This is a genomic window from Azospirillum thiophilum (genome assembly GCF_001305595.1).
GTDB lineage: Bacteria > Pseudomonadota > Alphaproteobacteria > Azospirillales > Azospirillaceae > Azospirillum > Azospirillum thiophilum.
This window is the reverse complement of the sequence record NZ_CP012401.1, coordinates 1809493-1834618: the sequence shown is the minus strand read 5'-3', so window position 1 is coordinate 1834618 and position 25126 is coordinate 1809493. Positions and strand designations below refer to the sequence as shown.

Below are 25126 nucleotides of genomic sequence, written 5' to 3'. Positions count from 1 at the left end.
GATCCCGATGCGGCCGGGCGATGCCGTTCAGCCGCCCCCCCCCTGCCCGGCGCGGCACCGCTGCCGCCGATGGTCCGTGCGCCTGACAGCGGCGCGCCGCAGGTCGCCGTCGTCCGTGCGCCGGCTGGCCTGCCGACCGCCGCGGCCTCCGGCATCGTCCCGGTCAGCGCCCCGGTGGCGGTCCCCGCCGCCCTGCCCTCCTCCGGCAGCATTGCCGACCCGAGCCGCGTCAACCGGATCAAGCCGTCGGCGCTGGTGCCGGGCAACGCCCGCGCGCCGGTCGAGAAGGCCCCGGAGAAGCCCGCCGCCGACCGCGCCTCCACCGGCAAGCTGGCGCCCGGCGCCCCGACCGCGCCCCGGTCGACCGAACTGGCCGCCCGGCCGATGCCGCCGGCCCCTGTCCCCGCAGCTGCGCCGGCAGCCGGCAAGGCCTCCGCCCAGCCGCAGCAGCCCTACCAGCCGAAGCCGACGGACAGCCTGGGTCTGCTGGTCGCCCGTCTGGGTGCCAATCGATGACCGGCTACGACCAAGGCGGCCAACCCGGCGGCGGGGTGCCGCACAGCCCCGGCAGCACCTATGTCCCGCCCCCGGCGCCGACGCCGAACCATCAGGCGCAGCAATCGGCGTCCAAACCCCGGACATCGCTGGCCGTCGCGCTCGACCAAAGCCGCTACCGCCTGCTGGTGACGGCCGCCGTGGTCACCACCGTCTTCACCGCGATCAGCGTCAAGCTGGCAATGGCCACCCTGTTCGGCGGCGGCGGCGAGCCGCGCCAGCACGTCGCGCTCGAGGTTGACAACACCACCACGAACCGGGCCGACATCCTCGACCGCAACGGCAACCTGCTGGCGACCTCGCTGGTCACCCAGTCGCTCTACGCCGACCCCAAGCTGGTGTCGCGCCCGGAGGAGGCCGCGCAGAAGCTGGCCGGCGTCCTGCCGGAGCTGGATTACAAGGATCTGGTCGCCAAGCTGTCCGGCGACCGCCGCTTCGTCTGGCTGAAGCGCAACCTGACGCCGAAGCAGCAGGCATCCGTCCACCGCCTGGGCATCCCCGGCGTCGCCTTCGAGCGCGAGGAGCGCCGTTTCTACCCGGCCGGCCCGCTGGCCTCGCATGTGGTGGGATTCACCGGCATCGACAACAACGGCCTCGCCGGGATGGAACAGGGCTTCAACAAGCGCCTGACCGAAGACCCCGGTACGCCGCTGCAATTGTCCATCGACCTCCGGCTGCAGCATGTCCTGAAAAAGGAACTTGCCGCCACGGTGCAGGAATTCAGCGCCATCGGCGCCGCCGGCATCGTCTTCGACGTGCGCAACGGCGAAGTGCTGGCGATGGTCTCGCTGCCCGATTTCGATCCGCAGGACCCGACCGGCCTCGATCCCGACACGCTGTTCAACCGGGCGACGCTCGGCGTGTACGAGATGGGCTCCACCTTCAAGATCTTCAACTCGGCGTTGGCATTCGACACCGGCAAGATCCGCGCATCGGATCTGTTCGACGCCGCGCATCCGGTGAAGATCGGCCGCTTCACCATCAACGACTACCACAGCCTGCACCGTGCCCTGACGGTGGCGGAGGTGTTCCAGCACTCCTCCAACCTCGGGTCGGTCCGCATGGTCCAGCAGGTGGGGATCGCGGCGCAGAAGGCCTTCATGACCAAGATGGGCTTCACCAAGCCCACCGGGCTGGAGTTGCCGGAAAACGGCTGGCCGCTGGTGCCCAACCCATGGCGCGAGGTCAACAGCTACACGATCTCCTTCGGCCACGGCATCTCCGTCAGCCCGATGCACACGGTGGCGGCCGCCGCCTCCGTCATCAATGGCGGATTCTTCCACAAGCCGACGCTGCTGAAGCGCCAGCCGGACGCGGAGATTCCGACCGAACAGGTGGTGTCGCGCCAGACCTCCGACATGATGCGGCGCATGTTCCGCTTCGTCGTCGCCGATGGCACCGGCAAGTCGGCCGAAGTGAAGGGCTATGTCGTCGGTGGCAAGACCGGCACCGCCGACAAGCAGAAGGGGCGGCACTACCAGAAGAACTCGCGCATGTCGTCCTTCCTGGGCGCCTTTCCCATGCAGGATCCGCGCTACGTCGTCTATGTGCTGGTCGACGAACCGAAGGCGACGGCCAAGACCTACGGCTACGCCACCGGTGGCTGGGTCGCCGCGCCGGCGGTCGGCCGCATCGTCAAGCAGATCGGCCCGCTGCTGAACGTGCCGACGGTGGACGAAAGCGCGCCGGAGATCCTGACCTCCACCTACCTGAACGCCGCCGGCTCCACCAACTGGCAGCAGGCCATGCCCCCCGTCACCGCCCCACCCCCGCCGAAGGGAAGCACCGTTGCGTCTTTCCCAACTCAGACCAAGCCCCGCTGACGCCGGTCCGGCCGGCAGCGACCCCGACATTGCCGGGCTGACCGCCGACAGCCGCGCGGTCAGGCCCGGCTTTGTCTTTGCCGCCCTGTCGGGCGTCAAGACCGACGGACGCGCCTTCATCGCCGACGCGCTGGCCAAGGGCGCCGTCGCGGTGCTGGCGCCCGAGGGCACGGTGCTGCCCGCCGACTCGGCCACCACGCATTCCACCACTGCCGTCCTGCTGACCGATCCGCAGCCCCGTCTCGCCTTCGCCCGCATGGCCGCCGCCTTCCATGGCGGGCGCCAGCCCGGGACGGTGGTGGCGGTGACCGGGACCAACGGCAAGACCTCCACCGTCCAGTTCGCCGCCCAGATCTGGACGCACATGGGACTGGCCGCCGGCAGCATGGGCACGCTGGGGCTGATCGGCCCCGGCCTGAAGGGCTATGGCGGGATGACGACGCCCGACCCGGTATCGCTGCACCGCGACCTCGCCGCGGCCAAGGAGGCCGGCATCGACCATCTGGCGATGGAGGCGTCGAGCCACGGGCTGGAGCAGTTCCGGCTCGACGGCGTGGCGATCAAGGCGGCCGGCTTCACCAACCTGACGCTGGACCATCTGGACTACCACGGTACGATGGACGCCTATCGCGACGCGAAGGCGATGCTCTTCCAGCGTATACTACCGACAGGATGCACCGCGGTCCTGAACGCGGACAGTGACGACTTCCACTTTTTTGCCGCAATTTGTAACGAACGTGGCCACCGCGTCCTGTCCTATGGTCTCGCCGGCACCGGGCTGCGGGTGACGGGGGTGGAAGCCTTGGCCCATGGCCAGCGGCTTTGCCTGTCCGTGCTCGGCCACGAGGTGACGGTGGACCTGCCGCTGGCTGGGCGCTTCCAGGCCTGGAACGTGCTCTGCGCGCTGGGATTGGTCATCGGCTCCGGCGGCGACGTCGAGCAGGCCCTGGCCGCCCTTCCCACGCTGGAAGGCGTGCCGGGCCGGCTTCAGCATGTCGCGACCCACCCCAACGGGGCAGCGGTCTATGTCGATTTCGCCCACACGCCGGACGCGCTGGAAACGGTGCTGCTGGCGCTGCGGTCGCACGCCTCGCGCCATCTGGTGACGGTGTTCGGCTGCGGCGGCGACCGCGACCGGACCAAGCGGCCGGTGATGGGGGCGCTGGCCGCCCGGCTGGCCGACCGCGCCATCGTCACCGACGACAACCCGCGCACCGAGAACCCCGCCTTCGTGCGGAGCGAGGTGCTGGCGGGGGCCGCCGGCGAATTGGCGGGCCGGCTGGAGGAGATCGGCGACCGGGCCGAGGCGATCCGCACCGCGGTGCAACAGCTCCAGCCCGGCGACGTCCTGGTCATCGCCGGCAAGGGGCACGAACAAGGACAAACTATCGGCACCGAGGTGCGTCCGTTCGACGATGCGGACGAGGCCCGGAAAGCCGTAGCGGAGGTTGGAGCATGAGCGACAAGACGGTCCTGTGGACGTCGCAGGACGCCGCGGCGGCCACCGGCGGGCATCTGACCGGCCCGCCGGCCGGCTGGACCGCCACCGGCGTCACCATCGACAGCCGCAAGGTGGCACCGGGCGACCTGTTCGTCGCCATCCGCGGCCCGAACTTCGACGGGCATGCCTTCGTCGGCGCGGCGCTCGCCGCCGGGGCCGCCGCGGCGATGGTCGACCATGTGCCCGACGGGCTGTCGGCCGACGCGCCGCTGCTGCTGGTGCCGGCCGACACGCTCCAGTCGATGGCCGCCCTGGGCGCCGCCGCGCGGGCGCGCTGTGGGGCGCGGTTCGTCGGCGTCACCGGCTCGGTCGGCAAGACCGGCACCAAGGAGACGCTGCGCCACGTCCTGTCGGCGCAGGGCCCGACCTATGCCACCGAAGGCAGCCTGAACAACCATTGGGGCGTGCCGCTGTCGCTGGCCCGCCTGCCGGCATCGAGCGCCTATGGCGTGTTCGAGCTGGGCATGAACCATGCCGGCGAACTCGGCCCGCTGTCCAGACAGGTCAGGCCGGACGTCGCCATCGTCACCACCGTCGAGGCCGTGCATCTGGAGTTCTTCTCCGGCGTCGAGGCCATCGCCGACGCCAAGGCCGAGATCTTCGAGGGGCTGGGCCCCAACGGCGTCGCCGTGCTGAACCGCGACAACGGGCAGTTCGCCCGTCTGGCCGCGGCGGCCGCAAGCCATGGCCTGTCCCATATCTGGGGCTTCGGCAGCGACGACCGGGCCGACGCCCACCTGCTCGACTGCTCGCTGCACGCGACGTGCAGCGCCGTGACCGCGGTCGTCCGCGGCGAGCGGCTGCAATATTGCCTGTCGCTTCCCGGCAGGCACTGGGTGATGAACAGCCTCGCCGTCCTGCTGGCGGTCAAGGCGCTGGGCGCCGACGTCGCCGCTGCCGCCCGGTCGCTGTCCAGCCTGCAGCCGGTCAAGGGCCGCGGCACCCGCAAGCGCATCCAGGCGCCCCAGGGCGCCTTCACCCTGATCGACGAAAGCTACAACGCCAGCCCGGCGGCGATGGCCGCGACGCTGGAGGTGCTGGGCAAGATCGATCCCGGCGCCGGCGGACGCCGCATCGCCGTGCTGGGCGACATGCGCGAGCTCGGCGACCGGGCCGACGCCCTGCATGCCGCCCTGGCCGAGCCGCTGCGCGCCGCCCAGGTCGATGCGGTCTATGCCTGCGGCCCGCACATGCGGGCATTGTTCGACCGCCTGCCCGAGACGATGCGCGGCGCCTGGACCGAGTCCAGCGTCGATTTGGCCCCCATCGTGACCGCGTCGGTGAAGGGCGGCGACGTGGTGATGGTCAAGGGGTCGCTTGGCAGTCGCACAGGTCTGGTCGTCGATGCGCTCGCGGCACTCGACAGAGGCCGCGAAAGCGAGGACAAAGCCGCCTCCCGAACCACCAACCAGCCGCCGGCGGTCGCGCACTCCGCGCATGCACCGCGAGGCTGACGGACCCAAATGCTCTACAATCTCCTCTTCGGTCTGGCCGACGTCTTCACGCCGTTCAACCTGTTCCGGTACCTGACCTTCCGGACCGGCGGCGCCGTGATCACGTCGCTGGTCATCAGCTTCGTGTTCTTTCCGCGCCTGATCGCCTGGCTGAAGCACAAGCAGGGCGAAGGACAGCCCATCCGCGCCGACGGCCCGGAGTCCCACTTCAAGAAGAAGGGCACGCCCCCATGGGCGGCCTGATGATCCTGATCGCCATGACGGTCAGCACCCTGCTGTGGGCCGACCTGACCAACGCCTACATCTGGATCGTGCTGCTGGTCACCATCGGCTACGGCCTGATCGGCTTCGGCGACGACTATCTGAAGCTGACCAAGCGCAACACCAAGGGACTGTCGGGCCGCTTCCGCCTGGGCTGGGAGATCGCCATCGGGCTGGTCGCCTCGGCGCTGATCATGTGGGTGTCGGCCCCGCCGCTGTCGGGCGGCGTGGCGGTTCCCTTCGTCAAGGATTTCCTGATCCAGCTGTCCTGGTTCTTCGTCCCCTTCGGCGCCTTCATCATGGTCGGCGCGTCGAACTCGGTGAACCTGACCGACGGGCTGGACGGGCTCGCCATCGTGCCGACGATGATCGCCGCCGGCTGCTTCGGCCTGATCTCCTACCTGTCGGGCAACGCGATCTTCGCCAACTACCTGCAAATCCACCATGTGCCGGGATCGGGCGAGCTGACGATCTTCTGCGGCGCGCTGGTCGGCGCCGGGTTGGGCTTCCTGTGGTACAACGCCCCGCCGGCCATGGTCTTCATGGGCGACACCGGGTCGCTGTCGCTGGGCGGCGCGCTGGGCGCCGTCAGCGTGGTGACCAAGCACGAGATCGTGCTCGCCATCATCGGCGGCCTGTTCGTGCTGGAGACGGTGTCGGTCATCGTCCAGGTCGCCTCCTTCAAGCTGACCGGCAAGCGGGTCTTCCGCATGGCGCCGCTGCATCATCATTTCGAGAAGAAGGGCTGGGCCGAACCGACGGTGGTGATCCGCTTCTGGATCATCGCCTCGATCCTGGCGCTGGTCGGCCTGTCCACGCTGAAGCTGCGCTGAGGGGGGACCGGCGATGATCGACCTGTTCTACATGCAGGAGCTGCCGGTGGCGGTGATGGGGCTGGGCAAGTCCGGCCTCGCCACAGCCCGGGCGCTGCGCGACAGCGGGGCCGAGGTGCGGGTGTGGGACGACAACCCCGCCTCGCGCGCCGCGGCGGAGGCCGAAGGCTTCGCCGTCGCCGATCTCGCCACCGCCGACCTGTCGGACCTGACCACCATCGTCTGGTCGCCCGGCATCCCCCACACCCACCCCAAGCCGCACCCGGTGGCCGAGCGCGCCCGCGCGCTGGGGATCGAACTGATCTGCGACATCGAGTTGCTGGGCCGGGCCGAGCGCGACTGCGCCTTCATCGGCATCACCGGCACCAACGGCAAGTCGACCACCACCACGCTGATCGGCCACATCATGGCGGCGGCCGGCCGCCGGATCGCGGTGGGCGGCAATCTCGGCACGCCGGTGCTGAGCTTCGACCCGCTGGGATCGGGCGGCACCTGCATCCTGGAAATGTCGAGCTACCAGCTGGAGCTGACCCACTCCATCACCTTCGACATCGCCGTCCTGCTGAACATCACCCCCGACCATCTCGCCCGCCATGGCGGGATGGACGGCTACATCGCCGCCAAGACGCTGATCTTCCACCGCCAGACCCGGCCGCGCACCGCGGTGATCGGCGTGGATGACGAGCATTGCCGGAAAATCCATGCCGATCTCGTGGCGGCCGGCGACCAGCGCATCTGGCCGGTCTCGGCGCAAGGGCCGGTGGCGGGCGGCGTCTATGCCGCCGAGGGCTGGCTGGTCGACGACACCGACGGCGCGGCCGCGCGGGTGGTGGAGCTGTCAACGCTGCCGACCCTGCTGGGCGCCCACAATTGGCAGAATGCCGCCGCGGCCTTCGCCGCCTGCAAGGCCGCCGGCCTGCCGGCCCCGGCAATCGTTGCGGCAATGGCGAATTTCCCCGGCCTCGCCCACCGACAGCAGCTGGTCGGCAGCCTGGAGGGCGTGCGCTTCGTCAACGACAGCAAGGCGACCAACGCCGACGCGACCGAAAAGGCGCTCGCCACCTTCGACCCGATCTACTGGATCCTCGGCGGACAGGCCAAGGACACCGGACTGAACGGGCTCGAGGGCTACGGGGGCCGCGTCCGCCACGCCTTCCTGATCGGCGAGGCCCAGGATCAATTCGCCGCATGGCTCGACGCGCAGGGCATTGCCTATACACGGTGCGGCACGCTGGACGTCGCCACCGCGAAGGCGGCCGGCATGGCGCTGGCGGAGCGGCTGGAGGGCGCCTGCGTGCTGTTGTCCCCAGCTTGCGCGTCGTGGGACCAGTTTGCCAATTTCGAGAAGCGCGGCGAAGCCTTCTCGGCCTATGTCGCGGGCATCATCGGCGCGCATGCGAACAGCGGCGGCGGGACCAGCGGGGGCAGTGCATGATCACCTTCGACCGCACCGACCAATCTATCTTCGGCCGCTGGTGGTGGACGGTCGACCGCTGGCAGCTGGGCGCCGTCGCCCTGCTGATGTTTCTCGGCACCGTGCTGATCACCGCGGCCAGCCCGCCGGTGGCCGAACGCATCGGCATCCAGGACACCTTCTATTTCGTCGAACGCCACCTGATGATGCTGATCCCCGCGATCATCATCATGATCGGCGTCTCGCTGCTCAGCCCGCGCGGCGTGCGGCGGGTGGCGCTGGGCGTGTTCCTGCTGTCGGTCCTGCTGGTCTACGCCACGCTGGTGGTGGGCGTCGAGATCAAGGGCGCCCGGCGCTGGATCCATGTGCCCGGCCTGTCGATCCAGCCGTCCGAGTTCGTCAAGCCGGCCTTCGCGGTAGTGGCGGCCTGGCTGTTCTCGCTCTCGCGCACCAATCCGGGCTTCCCGGGCGCGCTGGTGTCGATCGTGCTCTACGGCGTCACCATGGCCGGCCTGATCCTGCAGCCCGACCTCGGCATGACCTTCGTCGTCTCCGCGGTGTGGTTCACCCAGTTCTTCCTGGCCGGGCTGAACCTCGTCCTGGTGATGGGGCTCGGCGGGCTGGGCGTGGTCGGGCTGATCGGCGCCTATTACACGCTGCCGCACGTCACCAGCCGCATCGACCGTTTCCTCGACCCCCATGCCGGCGACAACTATCAGGTCAACCGCTCGCTGGAGGCATTCGCCAACGGCGGGCTGATGGGCACCGGCCCCGGCCAGGGCACGGTGAAGTTCTACCTGCCCGACAGCCATGCCGATTTCATCTTCGCGGTCGCCGGGGAAGAGCTGGGCCTGATCTTCTGCCTCGGGTTGGTGGTGCTGTTCGCCTTCGTCGTGTTGCGCGGGTTCGCACGGGTCTTCAACGACAACAATTACTTCGTCCTGCTGGCGGCCGCCGGCCTGCTGATCCAGTTCGGGCTTCAGGCGGCGATCAACATGGGATCGTCCTTGCATCTCATGCCGACGAAGGGCATGACCCTGCCTTTCATTTCCTACGGCGGCTCCTCGCTGCTGGCACTCGGCTTCGGTATGGGCATGGTTCTGGCTTTGACACGCAAGCGCTTCGGCCCGCTGGAATGAGGAGGCCGACGGACTTGGATCCCACCGCGCACAAGGTGATCGTGCTGGCCGCAGGCGGCACCGGCGGGCACATGTTCCCGGCCGAGGCGCTGGCGCGCGAGCTGCTGGCCCGCGGCCGCGCCGTGACGCTGGTCACCGACAAGCGCGGCCAGGCCTTCGGCGACACCCTGCCCGAGGTGCCGGTGCACCGCATCCGCGCCGCCTCCCCCGGCGCCGGCCTGATCGGCAAGCTGAAGGCCGCGCTGCAGATGGGGCTCGGCCTGCTGGAGGCGCGGTCGCTGATGCGCCAGCTCGACCCCGCCGCGGTGGTCGGCTTCGGCGGCTACCCGTCCGTCCCCACCGTCTATGCCGCGGTCCAGTCGCGCGTGCCGGCCCTGCTGCACGAACAGAACGCCGTGCTGGGCCGCGCCAACCGGATGCTGATCGCCGGAGCCCGCAGGCTGGCCGTCGCCTTCCCCGGCATCGAGAAGCTGGGCGAGGAGCAGCGCGCCAAGATCGTCCGTACCGGCAATCCGGTGCGTCCGGCGGTGTCCGCCCGCCGGCTCGCCCCCTATGCCGCACCCGAAGCCGGCGGCCCGGTCCGTCTGCTGGTGATGGGCGGCAGCCAGGGCGCCCGCGTCTTCTCCGAGATCGTCCCGGCCGCCCTCGCCCTGCTGCCGGAGGAGTTGCGCGCCCGCATCCATCTGGCGCAGCAGTGCCGGCCGGAAGACCTGGAGGCCGCTCGCGACGCGCTGGAGCCGCTGGGCCTCGCGCGGCTGGAGTTGCAGACCTTCTTCCGCGACGTGCCGGACCGGCTTGCCGCCTGCCACCTCGCCATCACCCGCGCCGGCGCCTCGACCATCGCCGAGCTGACCTGCATCGGCCGCCCGGCGATCCTGGTGCCCTACCCCTTCGCCACCGACGACCATCAGGCCGCCAACGCCCGCCATCTGGCCGAGGCCGGCGCCGCCTGGCCGATCCCGCAGCCTGCCTTCACCGCGCAGGCCCTGGCCGACCGGCTGGCCGGACTGCTGGCCGATCCGCAGGCACTGGCCGACGCCGCCGGCGCCGCCCACGGCTGGGGCACCGCCGACGCCGCCACCGCGCTGGCCGACGCCGTCCTGGCGATGCTGGGAGCCGGCGGGAGCGCCGCCAACAGCACGGGTGTTCATGGCGCCGGCGTGAGCCGGGCCGATCACGACCAGACCCACGACCAATCCCACGACCAATCCCACGCCCGGCCGTCCGCCGCCGGGTCCAGCGCCAAGGGGGCCGCGGAATGATCAAGACCATGCGGAATCTCACCCGGCGGACACCGCGTCCCCTGCAGGACTGGCCGGCGGACATGACGCGGACCGAGGGCGGCTGGTACAACCGTCCGGGCTGTCCGCTGGTTCCGCGATTCCTCGCCGAAGGCGGTTTCCTGCGCGACCGCCTGTCGATGATCCACGGATCGCAACCCCTTCCCCCCGACCTCTCCGACGGGGCGGTCGACGCCACCCTTCGCCTGATGCTTCGCCGCGGAAAGTAAGACATGCGCGCCCTCCCCCTCTCGATCGGCACCATCCACTTCGTCGGCATCGGCGGCATCGGCATGAGCGGCATCGCCGAGGTGCTGCGGAACCTGGGCTATACCGTCCAGGGCTCCGACCTCGCCGAGAACGCCAACGTCAAGCGCCTGCGCGAGCTGGGCATCACGGTGTTCGTCGGCCATCGCGGCGAGAACATCGCCGGCGCCGCCGTGATCGTCGTCTCCTCCGCCGTCAAGCGCGACAACCCGGAGGTGGTGGCCGCCCGCGCAGCATTGGTGCCGGTGGTCCGCCGCGCCGAGATGCTGGGCGAGCTGATGCGGCTGAAATGGGCGATCGCCATCGGCGGCACCCACGGCAAGACCACGACGACCTCGATGGTCGGCCATATGCTGGAGCACGCGAACCTCGACCCGACCGTCATCAACGGCGGCATCATCAACGCCTACGGCTCCAACACCCGGCTCGGCACCGGCGACTGGATGGTGGTCGAGGCTGACGAGAGCGACGGCACCTTCGTCAAGCTGCCGGCCTGCATCGCCGTCGTCACCAACATGGACCCGGAGCATCTGGACTTCTACGGCACCTTCGACAATGCGCGGGCCGCCTTCGACAGCTTCGTCCAGAACATTCCCTTCTACGGCTTCGCCGCGCTCTGCATCGACCACCCCGAAGTGCAGGCGATGATCCCGCGCGTGTCCGACCGCCGCATCGTCACCTACGGCTTCTCGCCGCAGGCCGATATCCGCGCGGTCAACGTCGAGCTGGGCACCGACGGCGCAAAGTACGACGTGCTGATCTACGACCGCCACACCGGCGAGAGCCGCGCCATCGCGGGCGTGCGCCTGCCGATGTACGGGCCGCACAACGTCCAGAACTCCCTCGCCTGCTTCGCCGTCGGCAACGAGATGGGGCTGCCCGACGTGGTGATGCGCGACAGTATGGCCAAGTTCCAGGGCGTGAAGCGCCGCTTCACAAAGACCGGCGAGACCAACGGCATCACCGTCATCGACGATTACGGCCACCATCCGGTGGAGATCGCCGCCGTGCTGAAGGCCGCGCGCACCGCCGGCACCGGCCGCACCATCGCGGTGGTCCAGCCGCACCGCTACTCGCGCCTCGCCGCCCTGTTCGAGGAATTCTGCACCTGCTTCAACGACGCCGACGCCGTGATCGTCGCCGACGTCTATGCCGCCGGCGAGGCACCGATCGAGGGCGTCAGCCGCGACAGCCTGGTCGAGGGACTGCGCATGCACGGCCATCGCCATGTCGTGGCCCTGCACACCCCGCAGGAGCTGGCCCAGGTGGTGCGCGAGATGGCCAAGACCGGCGACTTCGTCGTCTGCCTGGGCGCCGGCAACATCACCCAATGGGCCAATGCACTGCCGGGCGAGTTGTCCGCCCTCTATGGCGCGGCGCGATGAAGGCGGCCCCGCGCATGAACGCCCCAGACGGCCATCTGATCGGACGTATGCCCGCGGTGCGCGGCCGGCTGACCGCCGACGCCCCGCTGGCGTCGGTGACATGGTTCCGCGTCGGCGGCCCGGCCGAGGTGATGTTCCGCCCGGCCGACGCCGACGATCTGGCTGGGTTCCTGGCCGCTCTGCCGGCCGAGGTGCCGGTGACGGTGATCGGCGTCGCCTCCAACCTGCTGGTGCGGGACGGCGGCGTGCCGGGCGTCACCATCCGGCTCGGCCGCGGCTTCACCGATATCGTGGCGGATGGGACCGGGGACGGCATGACGCTGACGGCGGGGGCCGCGGCGCTCGACCTCAACGTCGCCATGGTCGCCCGCGACGCCGGGATCGGGGGGCTGGAGTTCCTGTCGGGGATTCCCGGCACCGTCGGCGGCGCGCTGCGCATGAACGGCGGCGCTTATGGCCGCGAGCTGGCCGATGTGCTTGTCTCCGCCACTGCGGTGGCGCGCGACGGCCGGCGGCTGGAGTTCAACCATGCCGCCATGGGCTTCACCTACCGCCACAGCGGCGTCCCGGAGGATTGCATCTTCACCGGCGCCGTCCTGCGCGGCGAGCCCGGCAACCCGCTGGAGATCGCGCGACGCATGGCGGAGATATCCTCCAAGCGCGCCGACAGCCAGCCGGTCCGCTCGCGCACCGGCGGCTCGACCTTCAAGAATCCCGACGGTTACAAAGCCTGGGAACTGATCGACAAGGCCGGTTGCCGCGGCCTGGCCATCGGCGGCGCCCAGGTGTCGGAAATGCACTGCAACTTTCTGATCAACAACGGCGCTGCCACCGCCGCCCAGCTGGAAGCGCTGGGCGAGGAGGTCCGCCGCCGCGTGTTCGAGACCAGCGGCGTGACGCTGGAATGGGAAATCAAGCGAATCGGCGTCCCGGCCGCCGAAGAAAGCACCGCCCAATGACCGAAGCCCTGCTGCACGCCCACAAGAAGCATGTCGCCGTCCTGATGGGCGGCTGGTCGGCCGAGCGCGAGGTGTCGCTGGTCAGCGGCGCCGGCGTCGCCAAGGCGCTGGAAGAGGAAGGCTACCGCGTCACCGCCATCGACGTGCAGCGCGACCTGGGCGGGCTGATGCAGGCGCTGACCCACCCGCGCCCCGACGTGGTGTTCAACGCCCTGCACGGCCGCGGCGGCGAGGACGGGACGATTCAGGGCATCCTGGAATTCCTGGGTTTGCCCTACACCCATTCCGGCGTCCAGGCGTCGGCCATCGCCATGGACAAGGCGATGACCAAGCGGGTGCTGGAGACGGCCGGCGTGCGCTCCCCCAAAGGCATGGTTCTGTCACGTGGGGAGATCACCGGCGGTACCCACCCCATGCCGGCGCCCTATATCGTCAAGCCTGTGGACGAAGGCTCGACCGTTGGCGTAACCCTGGTCCGCGAAGGGCAGAACAGCCCGGTCGGCGATGCGTGGACCTTCGGGGAACGCGCGCTGGTCGAAGAGTTCATTCCTGGTCGTGAGCTGACCGTGGGTGTCATGGGTGACCGCGCACTGGCGGTTACCGAGATCGCCTTCCAGGCACAGGTCTACGACTATACCGCGAAATACAGTGCCGGCCATGCCGTCCACACCATCCCCGCCGCGATCCCCGAGGTCGTTGCGGAGGAGGCGAAACGGCTGGCGGTGCTGGCGCACCACACCCTGGGCTGCCGGGGCGTGTCGCGCAGCGACTTCCGCTGGGACGACAGCCGGCCGGGAACCGACGGTCTGTATTTCCTGGAGATCAACAACCAGCCGGGGATGACGCCCCTGTCGCTGGTGCCCGAACAGGCCGCGCATGTGGGGATCACCTACGGCGCGCTGGTCGGCTGGCTGGTGGAGAATGCCGCATGTCAGCTCGCCTGATGGCCAACCCGGACTTCCGCGCCGCCGCCGCCGGCGCGCGGGCCCGGGACGAGATGCCGACCCCGCCGCGCGCCATGGCCGCGTCGGCGGAGAAAGGCAAGCGGCGCCGCGCCTGGCCGCGCTGGACCCGCTCGGCCGTCAAGACGGCGCTGATCCTGACCCCGGTGCTGGCGCTGACCGCTACGGCCGGATCGACCTGGAAGCGCGGCAACCTGGCCGACACGCTGGATGCGGTGCGGGACAGCGTCATCCAGACCACCGGCGACATGGGCTTCCGCCTGTCGGAAATCCTGGTGGTCGGCCGCAGCGAGACCGAGCGCGACGCCGTGCTCGACGCGCTGGGCGTGCGCCGGGGCGAACCGATCCTGTCGATCGACCTCGCCGAGGCCAAGCAGCGGCTGGAGGAACTGCCCTGGGTGTCGTCGGCCTCCATCGAGCGGCGGCTGCCTGGCTTCCTCTACATCCGCCTGTCGGAACGCCAGCCGATGGCGATCTGGCAGCACGAGCGGCAGTTCACCGTCATCGACCGCGCCGGCCGGCCGCTGGCCGATGCGGCGGAGCTGGCGCGCCGCGGCAACCAGCGCATCGAGACCCTGCCCCAGGTGATCGGCGCCAACGCGCCGCAGCAGGTCCACACCCTGCTGACGGCGCTGGACAACGCCCCCACCATCGCCCCGATGCTGTCGTCGGCCAGCTGGATCAGCGACCGCCGCTGGAACCTGCAGCTGAGCAATGGCGTGACGGTGAAGCTGCCGGAAGGCACGACCGAGATGCGCCGGGCCCTGCGCCAGCTGGAGCAGATGCACACGGCCAGCCATGTGCTCGACCGCGACATCGTCGCCATCGACCTGCGCCAGCCCGAGCGCGCGGCGATCCAGACCTCGGCCACCGCCCAGCTTCCGGGCTGGGAGGACGATACCAAGAAGAAGAACGGCAAGAAATCGTAAGCCGCCCAGCGGCGGGTGCTTGTGGGGAAGCACCGATTGCTGTGTGAAGACAGGAGTGAGGAAAGACTTGGGGGGCATGTTCGGTATGGGACTTAACGGCGCCAAGAAGCCGAAGCGGCCAGCACGTGGCGGAATCGTCACGGCGCTGGACGTCGGCTCGACGAAGGTGTGCTGCGTCATCGCGCGGATGGACGAGCCCGGCTCGCTCCGCGTGATCGGCGTCGGCCACCAGATCGCCACGGGCATCCGCGCCGGGACCATCATCGACATGGAAGCGGCGGAAACCTCGATCGGCGCCGCCGTGCATGCGGCCGAGCAGATGGCAGGCGAGACGGTGCATGACGTTGTGGTCAACCTGTCGATGGGCCATCCGCGCTCCCACGCCTTCACCGCCAGCGTTCCCGTTTCCGGCCAGGAGGTGACGGAGGGCGACATCCGCCGCGCCATGGCCCATGCCCGCACCCTCCAGGCCGGCCCCGACCAGGCGCTGATCCACACCATACCCCTGGGCTTCACCCTGGACAGCAGCCGCGGCATCCGCGATCCCAAGGGGATGAGCGGCCACGCGCTGGGCGCCCAGCTGCATGTCGTCACCGCGGCGGCCGGCGCCATCCGCACGCTGCACGCCTGCATCGCACGCTGCCACCTGAACATCGAGTCCATCGTGGTCAGCCCCTTCGCCTCCGGCCTCGCCTGTCTGGTCGAGGACGAGATGGAGATGGGCGCCGCCTGCGTCGACATCGGCGGCGGCGGCACCACAATCTCGATCTTCGCCGAGGGCAACCTGATATGGACCGGCTTCGTGCCGCTCGGCGGGCGGCACGTCACCAACGACATCGCCCATGGCCTGACCACGCCGCTGGTCCATGCCGAACGGCTGAAGGTGCTGTCCGGCAGCGCCCGGGTGAACCCGGCCGACGAGCGCGAGATGATCGAGGTGCCGCAGATCGGCGAGGACGAGCGCAGCGGCAGCGGCACCGCCAGCCATCCGCGCTCCTTCCTGGTCAGCATCATCCAGGCCAGGATGGAGGAAATCTTCGAGGAGGTGCGCAGCGCCATCGAGCAGTCGGGCCATTCCCGGCTGGTCGGCCGCCGCGTCGTGCTGACCGGCGGCGCCAGCCAGCTGCCCAACACGCGCGACCTCGCCTCGCCGATCCTGGACAAACAGGTCCGCATCGCCCGTCCGACCCGGATCGCCGGTCTCGAGGAGGCGCATGGCGGTCCTGCCTTCGCGACGGTCGCGGGCCTGCTTCTGCACGCCGTCCGCAACCCGACGGAGCTGATGGTGACCGGCCAGGAGGCGGTCGCATCCAGCGGGCTCCTGGGCCGCGTCGGCCTGTGGCTGCGGGAGAATCTCTGATGAGTCTCCCCATGGCGATCCACCGATTCCCGATCGGACAGACACCGGACACAACCGGGCGCCGGTCGCGGCATATCAAACATCAAACCCAACGAAAACAGGTTGTGGAGGCCTGAATACGATGATCAACGTGACAATTCCCCAAATCGAGCCCGAGCTGAAGCCGCGCATCACAGTCTTCGGCGTCGGCGGCGCCGGCGGCAACGCCGTCAACAACATGATCAAGTCGAACCTGGAAGGCGTGGACTTCGTCGTCGGCAACACCGACGCGCAGGCGCTCAAGGGTTCCTTGTGCGAGAAGCGCATCCAGCTCGGCACCGGAACCACCCGCGGCCTCGGCGCCGGCTCCAAGCCGGATGTCGGCCGCGCCTCGGCCGAGGAGCAGATCGACGAGATCGTCCAGTATCTCGAAGGCTCCAACATGGTGTTCATCACCGCCGGCATGGGCGGCGGCACCGGTACCGGTGCGGCGCCGGTCATCGCGCGCGCGGCCCGAGAACGCGGCATCCTGACCGTCGGCGTCGTCACCAAGCCCTTCCATTTCGAGGGCGGCCACCGCATGCGGCTGGCCGAGGGCGGCATCGCCGAGCTGCAGCAGTATGTCGACACCCTGATCATCATCCCGAACCAGAACCTGTTCCGCATCGCCAACGAGAAGACGACCTTCGCGGACGCCTTCAAGATGGCCGACGACGTTCTGCATTCGGGCGTGCGCGGCGTCACCGACCTGATGGTGATGCCCGGCCTGATCAACCTGGATTTCGCCGACATCCGGTCCGTCATGACCGAAATGGGCAAGGCGATGATGGGCACCGGCGAAGCCAACGGCGAACGCCGCGCCATCGAGGCCGCCGAGGCCGCCATCTCCAACCCGCTGCTGGACGACGTGTCGATGAAGGGTGCCCGCGGCGTCCTGATCAACATCACCGGCGGCTACGACATGACCCTGTTCGAGGTCGACGAGGCGGCCAACCGCGTCCGCGACGAGGTCGATCCCGACGCCAACATCATCTTCGGCTCGACCTTCGACAGTTCGCTGGATGGGGTGATGCGCGTCTCGGTCGTCGCCACCGGCATCGACGCCGCGGCGATGGCCAACCCGCGCACCCTCCACCCGGTCAACCTGTCGCTGATCGGCGGCGACCGCGCCAAGAAGCCGGCGGCTCCCGGCAACCTGACCGGCGCCCCGGCCGCCGCCCCGGCCTCGGCGATCCCCAGCGCCGCGGCCGGCCTGCGCACCCCGCAGCCGGTGACCGCCGGCGCCGCCGCGATCCAGCATGACCCGGCACATGCCGCGGCCCAGCACAACGCCGCGCAGCATGCCGCCGCCGAAGCCCAGAAGCCGGCCGCCGGTCCGCTGCACGGTGAGAACCAGGGCGGCCACTTCTTCGCGCCGAAGCCCGCCGATGCCGGCCCGCGCCAGCCGATGACCGTCGGCGCCGCCCCGATGACGGCCCCGCAGCAGCAGCCGATGCCGCAGCAGCAGGCCCCGATGCAGCCGCAGGCCCCGCTGGCCGCCCCGCAGCACCAACATGCCCCGCAGCACCAGCCGCAACATCAGCAGCCGCAGCATCCGGGCGGCCTGTCGGTCGGCCCGGCTCCGGCGCCCGCGCCGGAACCGGCTCCGGCCCGCAAGGGCAATTTCCTGTTCGGTCTGGTCACCGGTCTCGGCCGCAAGTCGGATCCGGTGCCGCCGCAGCAGGCCCCGCAACCCGCCCCGCAGACCTACCAGCATGCCCCGCAGCACCACCAGCCGGCGCCGCAGCAGGCCTATCAGCCGGCGCCGCAAGGCTACCCGCAGCAGCAGCCCGCCTATCCGCAACAGGCGCCGCAGGGGTACCAGCAGGCGCCGCAGGGCTATCCCGCCGCTCCGCAGCAGCCGCAACAGCAGCCGCAGCAGGCCCCGGCCGTCCACCAGCAGAGCTACCCGGCCGCCCCGCAGCCGATGGCTCCCGCTCCGCGGGCCGATGCCAAGCCGGGTGAGCAGGAGGAGCTGGACATTCCGGCCTTCCTGCGCCGGCAGGCCAACTGAGGACCGACCGATCCTGACCGCCGCCACGGCGTGGCGGTCGACCGATCCCGGCGAAAGCCGGAGATAACCGCCGTCGCCGCAGCCTCCCAATCGCGGCGACGGCGGCTCCACAACCTGACCGAACCTTCGGAACCCCGGGACACCCTCCGTGTCTCCGGGGCTTTTTTGTTGCGGCGTCCAAATAGATGTACGGCGGATTATTTGGGATTCCTGCCTCTTTTGCCCTGCAACAAACGGTAACAATGAGTGATTTGCCGATTTCCGAGCTCCGGTGTTACCTATCAGCATGGTCGAAAGCGAAAGCCGCCGGCGCGATGATCTTCCAAGATCATCCGGCACGGCATCGCCGAGAACCATTTCGTTCAGACCAAGATGGAAAAGACATCGTGGCCAACAATCGCAGCAACGCGGATGGCATGTTCCAGCAGACCTTGAAGAAGGCGGTCACCATCGCCGGCGTCGGGCTGCATTCGGGCGTCATCGTCACGCTGACGATTTCGCCGGCCGATGCGAATTCCGGCATCACCTTCATCCGCACCGACCGCCAGGGTGCCGCCGCCATCATCCCGGCGCGCTGGGATACGGTGGTGGACACGCGGCTCTGCACCGTGATCGGTAACGAGCACGGCACCACCGTCGGCACGATCGAGCACCTGATGTCGGCACTGGCCGGCTGCGGCATCGACAACGCCACCGTGTCGCTGGACGGCATCGAGGTGCCGATCATGGATGGCAGCGCCGCCCCCTTCGTCGCAGCCATCGAGCATGCCGGCATCGCTGTTCAGAAGGCTCCGCGGCGGATCATCCGCATCCTGAAGCCGGTTGCCATCGGCGACGGCATCAAGAGCGCATCCTTCACGCCGGACGACGCCACCACCTACAGCTTCGAGATCGATTTCGACAGCGCCGCCATCTCCCGCCAGTCCCGCGCGGTGGAGATGGATGCCGACAGCTTCAAGGACGAGATCAGCCGCGCCCGCACCTTCGGCTTCCTGCACGAGGTCGAGGGGCTGCGCAAGATGGGCCTCGCCCGCGGCGGCTCGCTGGACAATGCAGTGGTCATCTCCGGCGACACGGTGATGAATGCCGAGGGCCTGCGCTTCAGCGACGAGTTCGTGCGCCACAAGATCCTTGACGCCGTCGGCGACCTGTATCTGGCCGGCGCCCCGATCATCGGGCATTTCCACGGCGTGCGGTCCGGCCACGCGCTGAACAACCAACTGCTGCGCGCGCTGTTCGCCGACCGCAGCGCCTGGCGGTACGAGACGACGATGGCGCTGCCGTCCGTCCACCGCCATCTGGAGCAGCTCGCGGTCGCCTGATCGGCACACCATCGCCTCCATGCCTCTGCCCTGCCCTCCCCTTCCGGGGAGGGCTTTTTCTTTGCCCGGCTCCCCTCCCCTCTCGCCGATCGCCGCATCCTCCAAAAGAAAAGCGCCCTCCCCTTTCGGGTCGGGCGCTCTGAAAGAATGCGCACATTGGATGCGCGATATTCATAATTTTGAATTATTCCAGTATTTTAGTAGATCTTCTTCAGGCAGAGGATTCACGGAACCAACACGATCCCCTACTCGGCAACGACAAGTTCCGCTTCGTTGTCGGCATATTCGCCGAAGCGGGTGTCCTCCCGCAGGATATGCTTGCCGAGCCAGTCGGAGCAGAACAGGAACACCTCCTCTCCGGAAATCCCGCCGCGGTTGGTGCGGAACTCGCGGAGATAGCTTTCGACCTGGCCGGTCAGCTTGTCGTGCAAGGCCTTGTGCGCTGCGAAGGTCGGATAGTTCAACCGCTGCATCTCCGCCTCCTCCTCGGCGAAGTGATGGCGGGTGTAGGCGATCAGTTCATCCAGGATGGCTTCGATCAGGGCGGGATCCCGACGGCCGGCTTCGTCATACAGCTTGTTGACGATGGCGATCAGGACACGATGATCCTCGTCCAACGCATCGTTCCCGACGCTCATCCAGCGCGACCACTGAATAGGTTCCATGGCGTTTCCTTTCTCCCCCTTTGTTGGCCCCGCTTCCGGGCGCCGGGCGGAGGGGTGCAGGCATTGTCGGCCCGTCGTTGTCTCCCCCCTATGGCACCGTCCTCCTCGCGAAGGCCGGGCCGCCCGCCTGACATCGATCCGGGGCGTGCAATCGCTTGCTTCGAGTATCAGCCTTTTCTGATCTCACTCCCCGCCGCCCCTGTCGTCAATCTGCCCGGACGGGGCTGCGACATTTTGGCAAGGCCGGAGGCCGGGCAGGGCTCAACCGCCGATCTTGGTGAGCCAGTCCTCTTCGGTCAAAATCTCGACCCCCAACTCCTTGGCCTTGGCCGCCTTGCTGCCGGCGTCGGCACCGGCGACGAGATAGTCGGTCTTGCCCGACACCGACCCGGCGACCTTGGCACCGAGGGATTCGGCGCGGGCCTTGGCCTCCGACCGGGTCATCTTCTCCAGTGTGCCGGTGAAGACCACGGTCTTGCCGGCAACCGGGGAATTGCCGGCCTTCGGCACCTCCGCCGCCAGCACGGTCAGCCTGTCGGCAAGACCGCGGACGACGGCGAGATTGCGCTCCTCGGCGAAGAAGCCGGCCAGTTCCTCCGCCGCCACCTCGCCGACATCCGGCGTCGCGGCCAGATCGAGCCAGGCCCGGCCGGGCGCCTGCGCCACCGCCCGCTCCATCGCCGCCCGCCACTCGGCAAGAGTGCCGTAGCGGGTGGCCAGCGCCTGGGCGGCGCGCGTGTTCAGCCGCTTGATACCGAGCGAGCCGATGATGGTTTCCAGCCGCAGTGCGTCGTTGCCGGCATAGAAGTCCAGCTTGGACGCGCTCTCCGGATCGGCGAACCAGGCGAGGATGGTGTCGGCGGTGACCGGGCCGACACCGTTCAGTTCATGCAGGTCGCGCCATTCCTGCCCCGGCATCGCCTGCCCTGCCGCCAGCATGGCCTCGACCCAGCCATCCATCGTCTTGTAATGACGGGCCAGCGACTTGGCCGTCACCTCGCCGACATGGCGGATGCCGAGCGCGAAGATCACCCGGTGCAGCTCGATGCCGGCGCGGCGCTGCTCGATCGCCTTGAACAGGTTCTCGACCGACTTCTCCTTCCAGCCCGGCCGGCCGATCAGTTCGACCCGGCCCTTCAGCGTGAAGATGTCGACCGGCGACTTGATGAAGCCCTCGTCCCAGAACTCCTCGATGATCTTCTCGCCCAGCCCTTCGATGTCGAAGGCGTTGCGCGACACGAAATGGCGCAGCCGCTCCTTTGCCTGCGCGGCGCAGATCAGGCCGCCGGTGCAGCGGCGCACCACCTCGCCGGCCTCGCGGATGGCGAGGCTGCCGCAGACCGGGCAGGTCTCCACCGGGACATAGGGCTCCGAGTCGGCGGGGCGCTGGGACAGCACCACCTCCACCACCTGGGGGATGACGTCGCCGGCCCGCTGCACCACCACGAGGTCGCCGACGCGGATGTCCTTGCGGGCGATCTCGTCCTCGTTGTGCAGGGTGGCGCGGCTGACCACGACGCCGCCGACGGTGATGTCCTCCAGTTCGGCTACCGGGGTGAGGGCGCCGGTGCGGCCGACCTGGATGGTGATCGCCTTCAGCCGGGTCTGCGCCTGCTCCGCCGGGAACTTGTGGGCGATGGCCCAGCGCGGCGCCCGGCTGACGAAGCCGAGCCGCTGCTGCATCTCCAGGCTGTCGACCTTGTAGACGACGCCGTCGATGTCGAAGGGCAGGCCGGCACGCCGCCGGCCGATGCCCTCGTAGTAGGCCAGCAGCTTGTCCTTGCCGTCGCACAGCTCGGCCGGACGGTTCAACTGGAAGCCCCAGCCCTTCAGCCGTTCGCGGACGCCCCACTGGGTCTCGGCGATCGGCTCGGAAACCTCGCCCAGCGCGTAGCCGAAGAAGCAGAGCGGCCGTCCGGCGGTGATGGCGGGGTCAAGCTGGCGCAAGCTGCCGGCGGCGGCGTTGCGCGGGTTGGCGAACAGCGGCTCCTCCCGCTCGGCGCGGGCGGCGTTCATCGCCAGGAAGTCGTCGCGGTTCATGTAGACCTCGCCGCGGACCTCCAGCACGTCGGGGACCGGGGCCGGCAGCCGGTGCGGAACGTCGCGGATGGTGCGGACGTTGGCGGTGACGTTCTCGCCCTCCGCCCCGTCGCCGCGGGTGGCGGCAAGCACCAGTTCGCCCCGCTCGTAGCGCAGCGAGCAGGACAGCCCGTCGATCTTGGGCTCCGCCACGAAGGTCAGCGGCGCCTCGTCGGACAGGCCGAGGAAGCGGCGGACGCGGGCATCGAACTCGGTCACGTCGTCAGGTGCAAAGGCATTGCCCAGCGACAGCATCGGCACCGCATGGCGCACCTTGCCGAATCCGGCGGCCGGGGCGGCGCCGACGCGGAGGCTGGGCGAATCGGTACGGCGCAGCTCGGGAAAGCGCGACTCTATCGCGAGGTTGCGGCGGACCAGACCGTCATAGTCGGCGTCGGAAATCTCCGGCTGGTCCTGCTGGTGATAGAGCCGGTCGTGATGGGCGATCTCGGCGGCCAGCGCCGCGAGTTCCGCCTGGGCCTGCTCCGGCGTCAGCGCCTCGACGTCGATGGTGCGGGGGTTGGGCGGGGTGTCGAACAGATCCTGCATGGCGCGTCTCGTGACGAATCGGGGGCTTCCGGGGAAGCGCGGCCGCGCAGGATAGCGCCTGACGTGGGCGAGCGGGAGTCCCGCCGCCCGGCATCCATGCGACGGGCGGCGGGAGACCCTATATAGTAGGGGTACACCCGCCGGAGTTTCCTGTTCCGATGAGAAATGCCGCCGCACCGGGCCTGCGCATCGACGACCGCATGATCGTCGCCGCCGCGCTGGACCGCATCCTCTACGACGATCCCGACCGTTTCGCGGCGGAGGACGCGCGCACCGTGCGCCGTCTGATCCCGCCCAGCCGTTCGGGCTGGCTGCGGCTGGGATTCCGGGCCGAGACCCAGGGGCCATCAATGAAGGGCGAGGCCGCCGGCATCGGCGACGTGCGGATGGAGGGCGACAAGAAGGTGGTGGAAGGCAGCCTCGGCGAGGCGACCAACTGGCGCTGCGGCCAGTACAAGGTCGCCAACCATGGCGGCGACCTGGAAATCTGGCAGGTGATGAGCGACGAATATGCGCCGGAACCCAAGGGCGCCCGGCTGGAGTTCGACGCGCGGGGCGAACCGGAGCGGCTGACCTTCTTCCAGCCGCGGGACATCGAACTGCGGATTCCCTTCACCAGCCTCGCCGTCGGCGTGCGGCTGGGCGGCTGGGCGGCCTGGAAGCAGGTGGCGCAGAGGATGTGAGGGCTGCACCCGATGATGCCCCCTCCCCATCCCTCCCCCGCTTCGCGGGAGAGGGGGCAGGACGCTTGCCGGAGTGATGCAAAGGAGGAGCGGCAGTCCCCTCTCCCTCGAAGAGGGGGAGGGTCAGGGAGGGGGCAATCGAAGCCGATGATTCCCCCCAAACGCCCTCAGCCCTGCCGGTAGTTCGGCGACTCGTTGGTGATGGTGATGTCGTGGACGTGGCTTTCGCGCAGGCCGGCGTTGGTGATGCGGACGAACTGGCACTTCTCGCGCATCTCGGCGATCGAGGCGCTGCCGGTGTAGCCCATCGCCGCGCGCAGGCCGCCGACCAGCTGGTGGATGACGGCAGAGACCGGACCCTTGTAGGGAACGCGGCCTTCGACGCCCTCCGGCACCAGCTTCATGGTCGAAACCTCCTGCTGGAAGTAGCGGTCCGCCGAACCGCGCGCCATGGCACCGACCGAGCCCATGCCGCGGTAGCTCTTGTAGGAGCGTCCCTGGAACAGGATGACCTCGCCCGGGCTCTCGTCGGTGCCGGCGAACAGGCTGCCCAGCATGGCGACGCTGGCACCGCCGGCGATCGCCTTGGCCAGATCGCCCGAATATTTGATGCCGCCGTCGGCGATGACCGGGATGCCGTGCTTCTCGCACTCGTCGACCACATCCATGACGGCGGTCAGCTGCGGCACGCCGACACCGGCGATGATGCGGGTGGTGCAGATCGAACCGGGGCCGATGCCGACCTTGACGGCATCGACGCCGGCATCGATCAGCGCCTTGGCGGCTTCCGACGTGGCGACGTTGCCGGCGATGACCTGGGTATAGCCGGACATGGCGCGGGCGGCGCGGACCTGCTCCAGCACCTTGGCCGAATGGCCGTGGGCGGTATCGACCACCAGCACGTCGACACCGGCGTCGAACAGCGCCTCGGCCCGGGCGAGACCGTCATTGCCGGTGCCGGTGGCCGCGGCGACGCGCAGGCGGCCCTTGCCGTCCTTGCAGGCGTTCGGATAGGCCTGCGCCTTCTCGATGTCCTTGACGGTGACGAGGCCGATGCAGCGGTAATCCTCGTCGACGACCAGCAGCTTCTCGATCCGGTGCTGGTGGAGCAGGCGCTTGCCTTCCTCCTGGCTGACACCCTCGCGGACCGTCACCAGATCCTTGGTCATCAGTTCGCTGACCGGCTGGTTGGGGTCGGTGGCGAAGCGGACGTCGCGGTTGGTCAGCATGCCGACCAGCGTGCCGCTGCCGAGCTGGTCGCGGCTCTCAACCACCGGAATGCCGGAGATGCGGTGGTCGGCCATCAGCTGCAGCGCGTCGGCCAGCGTGGCGTTCGGCGTGATGGTGATCGGGTTGACGACCATGCCCGATTCGAACCGCTTGACCTTGCGGACCTCTTCGGCCTGCTGCGCGATGGTCAGGTTGCGGTGTACGACGCCGATGCCGCCGGCCTGGGCCATGGCGATGGCGAGACGGCTCTCGGTCACCGTATCCATCGCCGACGACATCAGCGGGATGCCCAGCTCGATGGTCTTCGTCAGTCTTGTCCGGGTGTCCACGTCGTTCGGCAGGACCGAGCTTTCGGCCGGAACCAGCAGCACGTCGTCGAAGGTCAGGGCCTCGCGGATTTTCGTGTCGCGCGCCATGTGTGAATCTCCCGGAAGATAAACGTGG

General features: G+C 69.2%; 21 protein-coding genes. 18 read left to right on the top strand and 3 right to left on the bottom strand.

What is annotated here, in order from left to right:
• The first annotated feature begins 69 nt into the window (after positions 1-69).
• The 17 genes from AL072_RS35525 (at position 70) to lpxC (ending at position 19476) form a co-directional block, all read left to right on the top strand.
• The gene (locus AL072_RS35525; protein WP_245636630.1) at positions 70-516 is read left to right on the top strand and encodes a hypothetical protein; all 447 of its coding nucleotides are present in this window, start codon (positions 70-72) and stop codon (positions 514-516) included.
• Positions 513-2378: a peptidoglycan D,D-transpeptidase FtsI family protein gene (locus AL072_RS08555; RefSeq protein ID WP_045580689.1), complete on the top strand. Its 1866-nt coding sequence runs from the start codon at positions 513-515 to the stop codon at positions 2376-2378. The genes AL072_RS35525 and AL072_RS08555 overlap by 4 nt, the downstream gene beginning before the upstream one ends.
• A complete protein-coding gene (locus tag AL072_RS08550; RefSeq protein WP_045580690.1) occupies positions 2344-3837 on the top strand; it encodes a UDP-N-acetylmuramoyl-L-alanyl-D-glutamate--2,6-diaminopimelate ligase in 1494 nt (497 codons plus the stop codon). Before AL072_RS08555 ends, AL072_RS08550 begins: the two co-directional genes overlap by 35 nt.
• Positions 3834-5333: a UDP-N-acetylmuramoylalanyl-D-glutamyl-2,6-diaminopimelate--D-alanyl-D-alanine ligase gene (locus AL072_RS08545; RefSeq protein WP_052709898.1), complete on the top strand. Its 1500-nt coding sequence runs from the start codon at positions 3834-3836 to the stop codon at positions 5331-5333. Before AL072_RS08550 ends, AL072_RS08545 begins: the two co-directional genes overlap by 4 nt.
• Before the next feature lie 9 nt (positions 5334-5342).
• The gene (locus AL072_RS36240; protein WP_425388540.1) at positions 5343-5576 is read left to right on the top strand and encodes a hypothetical protein; all 234 of its coding nucleotides are present in this window, start codon (positions 5343-5345) and stop codon (positions 5574-5576) included.
• Positions 5564-6427 carry a phospho-N-acetylmuramoyl-pentapeptide-transferase gene (gene mraY / locus AL072_RS08540; protein WP_425388539.1) on the top strand — a complete coding sequence of 288 codons (864 nt, stop codon included), beginning with the start codon at positions 5564-5566 and terminating at the stop codon, positions 6425-6427. The genes AL072_RS36240 and mraY overlap by 13 nt, the downstream gene beginning before the upstream one ends.
• 13 nt (positions 6428-6440) lie before the next feature.
• Positions 6441-7862 carry a UDP-N-acetylmuramoyl-L-alanine--D-glutamate ligase gene (gene murD, locus AL072_RS08535; RefSeq protein WP_045580692.1) on the top strand — a complete coding sequence of 474 codons (1422 nt, stop codon included), beginning with the start codon at positions 6441-6443 and terminating at the stop codon, positions 7860-7862.
• Complete coding sequence (locus AL072_RS08530; protein WP_045580693.1) at positions 7859-8980, top strand: FtsW/RodA/SpoVE family cell cycle protein; 1122 nt, start codon at positions 7859-7861, stop codon at positions 8978-8980. Before murD ends, AL072_RS08530 begins: the two co-directional genes overlap by 4 nt.
• Positions 8977-10242, top strand: coding sequence for an undecaprenyldiphospho-muramoylpentapeptide beta-N-acetylglucosaminyltransferase (gene murG, locus AL072_RS08525; protein ID WP_045580694.1), 1266 nt, complete (start codon positions 8977-8979; stop codon positions 10240-10242). The genes AL072_RS08530 and murG overlap by 4 nt, the downstream gene beginning before the upstream one ends.
• 8 nt (positions 10243-10250) lie before the next feature.
• Complete coding sequence (locus AL072_RS08520; RefSeq protein ID WP_245636629.1) at positions 10251-10490, top strand: hypothetical protein; 240 nt, start codon at positions 10251-10253, stop codon at positions 10488-10490.
• Between the two features lie 3 nt (positions 10491-10493).
• Positions 10494-11912, top strand: coding sequence for a UDP-N-acetylmuramate--L-alanine ligase (murC, locus tag AL072_RS08515; protein WP_045580696.1), 1419 nt, complete (start codon positions 10494-10496; stop codon positions 11910-11912).
• The gene (gene murB, locus AL072_RS08510) at positions 11909-12871 is read left to right on the top strand and encodes a UDP-N-acetylmuramate dehydrogenase (protein ID WP_045580697.1); all 963 of its coding nucleotides are present in this window, start codon (positions 11909-11911) and stop codon (positions 12869-12871) included. The genes murC and murB overlap by 4 nt, the downstream gene beginning before the upstream one ends.
• The gene (locus tag AL072_RS08505) at positions 12868-13815 is read left to right on the top strand and encodes a D-alanine--D-alanine ligase (protein WP_045580698.1); all 948 of its coding nucleotides are present in this window, start codon (positions 12868-12870) and stop codon (positions 13813-13815) included. The genes murB and AL072_RS08505 overlap by 4 nt, the downstream gene beginning before the upstream one ends.
• Positions 13800-14762: a cell division protein FtsQ/DivIB gene (locus tag AL072_RS08500; protein ID WP_045580699.1), complete on the top strand. Its 963-nt coding sequence runs from the start codon at positions 13800-13802 to the stop codon at positions 14760-14762. The genes AL072_RS08505 and AL072_RS08500 overlap by 16 nt, the downstream gene beginning before the upstream one ends.
• 85 nt (positions 14763-14847) lie before the next feature.
• Positions 14848-16122, top strand: coding sequence for a cell division protein FtsA (ftsA, locus tag AL072_RS08495; RefSeq protein ID WP_045582378.1), 1275 nt, complete (start codon positions 14848-14850; stop codon positions 16120-16122).
• Between the two features lie 121 nt (positions 16123-16243).
• Positions 16244-18154, top strand: a complete 1911-nt coding sequence (ftsZ, locus tag AL072_RS08490; protein ID WP_045580700.1) for a cell division protein FtsZ — start codon at positions 16244-16246, stop codon at positions 18152-18154.
• 386 nt (positions 18155-18540) lie between these two features.
• On the top strand, positions 18541-19476 hold the full coding sequence (gene lpxC / locus AL072_RS08485; RefSeq protein ID WP_245636628.1) for a UDP-3-O-acyl-N-acetylglucosamine deacetylase: 936 nt from the start codon (positions 18541-18543) through the stop codon (positions 19474-19476).
• A 245-nt stretch (positions 19477-19721) separates the two neighbouring features.
• On the opposite strand, the gene AL072_RS08480 is transcribed toward lpxC, so the two are convergent.
• Both AL072_RS08480 and ligA read right to left on the bottom strand, forming a co-directional pair.
• Entirely contained in the window at positions 19722-20141 is a 420-nt protein-coding gene (locus AL072_RS08480) for a bacteriohemerythrin (RefSeq protein ID WP_045580701.1), read from the bottom strand.
• A gap of 261 nt (positions 20142-20402) precedes the next feature.
• Positions 20403-22769 (bottom strand): NAD-dependent DNA ligase LigA, encoded by a 2367-nt coding sequence (ligA, locus tag AL072_RS08475; protein WP_045580702.1) that lies wholly within the window; start codon positions 22767-22769, stop codon positions 20403-20405.
• Positions 22770-22927: 158 nt separating this feature from the next.
• On the opposite strand from ligA, the gene AL072_RS08470 reads away from it, so the two are divergent.
• Entirely contained in the window at positions 22928-23452 is a 525-nt protein-coding gene (locus AL072_RS08470) for a hypothetical protein (RefSeq protein ID WP_045580703.1), read from the top strand.
• A 167-nt stretch (positions 23453-23619) separates the two neighbouring features.
• On the opposite strand, the gene guaB is transcribed toward AL072_RS08470, so the two are convergent.
• Positions 23620-25098, bottom strand: a complete 1479-nt coding sequence (gene guaB / locus AL072_RS08465) for an IMP dehydrogenase (protein WP_045580704.1) — start codon at positions 25096-25098, stop codon at positions 23620-23622.
• Between the last annotated feature and the right edge of the window lie 28 nt (positions 25099-25126).

What these genes read in the sequence shown, in the direction of transcription:
- AL072_RS35525 (WP_245636630.1), top strand. Translation starts at nt 70, where the DNA reads ATGGTCCGTGCGCCTGACAGCGGCGCGCCGCAGGTCGCCGTCGTCCGT.
- AL072_RS08555 (WP_045580689.1), top strand. Translation starts at nt 513, where the DNA reads ATGACCGGCTACGACCAAGGCGGCCAACCCGGCGGCGGGGTGCCGCAC.
- AL072_RS08545 (WP_052709898.1), top strand. Translation starts at nt 3,834, where the DNA reads ATGAGCGACAAGACGGTCCTGTGGACGTCGCAGGACGCCGCGGCGGCC.
- AL072_RS36240 (WP_425388540.1), top strand. Translation starts at nt 5,343, where the DNA reads ATGCTCTACAATCTCCTCTTCGGTCTGGCCGACGTCTTCACGCCGTTC.
- mraY (WP_425388539.1), top strand. Translation starts at nt 5,564, where the DNA reads ATGGGCGGCCTGATGATCCTGATCGCCATGACGGTCAGCACCCTGCTG.
- murD (WP_045580692.1), top strand. Translation starts at nt 6,441, where the DNA reads ATGATCGACCTGTTCTACATGCAGGAGCTGCCGGTGGCGGTGATGGGG.
- AL072_RS08530 (WP_045580693.1), top strand. Translation starts at nt 7,859, where the DNA reads ATGATCACCTTCGACCGCACCGACCAATCTATCTTCGGCCGCTGGTGG.
- murG (WP_045580694.1), top strand. Translation starts at nt 8,977, where the DNA reads ATGAGGAGGCCGACGGACTTGGATCCCACCGCGCACAAGGTGATCGTG.
- AL072_RS08520 (WP_245636629.1), top strand. Translation starts at nt 10,251, where the DNA reads ATGCGGAATCTCACCCGGCGGACACCGCGTCCCCTGCAGGACTGGCCG.
- murC (WP_045580696.1), top strand. Translation starts at nt 10,494, where the DNA reads ATGCGCGCCCTCCCCCTCTCGATCGGCACCATCCACTTCGTCGGCATC.
- murB (WP_045580697.1), top strand. Translation starts at nt 11,909, where the DNA reads ATGAAGGCGGCCCCGCGCATGAACGCCCCAGACGGCCATCTGATCGGA.
- AL072_RS08505 (WP_045580698.1), top strand. Translation starts at nt 12,868, where the DNA reads ATGACCGAAGCCCTGCTGCACGCCCACAAGAAGCATGTCGCCGTCCTG.
- AL072_RS08500 (WP_045580699.1), top strand. Translation starts at nt 13,800, where the DNA reads ATGTCAGCTCGCCTGATGGCCAACCCGGACTTCCGCGCCGCCGCCGCC.
- ftsA (WP_045582378.1), top strand. Translation starts at nt 14,848, where the DNA reads ATGGGACTTAACGGCGCCAAGAAGCCGAAGCGGCCAGCACGTGGCGGA.
- ftsZ (WP_045580700.1), top strand. Translation starts at nt 16,244, where the DNA reads ATGATCAACGTGACAATTCCCCAAATCGAGCCCGAGCTGAAGCCGCGC.
- AL072_RS08480 (WP_045580701.1), bottom strand. Translation starts at nt 20,141, where the DNA reads ATGGAACCTATTCAGTGGTCGCGCTGGATGAGCGTCGGGAACGATGCG.
- ligA (WP_045580702.1), bottom strand. Translation starts at nt 22,769, where the DNA reads ATGCAGGATCTGTTCGACACCCCGCCCAACCCCCGCACCATCGACGTC.
- AL072_RS08470 (WP_045580703.1), top strand. Translation starts at nt 22,928, where the DNA reads ATGAGAAATGCCGCCGCACCGGGCCTGCGCATCGACGACCGCATGATC.
- guaB (WP_045580704.1), bottom strand. Translation starts at nt 25,098, where the DNA reads ATGGCGCGCGACACGAAAATCCGCGAGGCCCTGACCTTCGACGACGTG.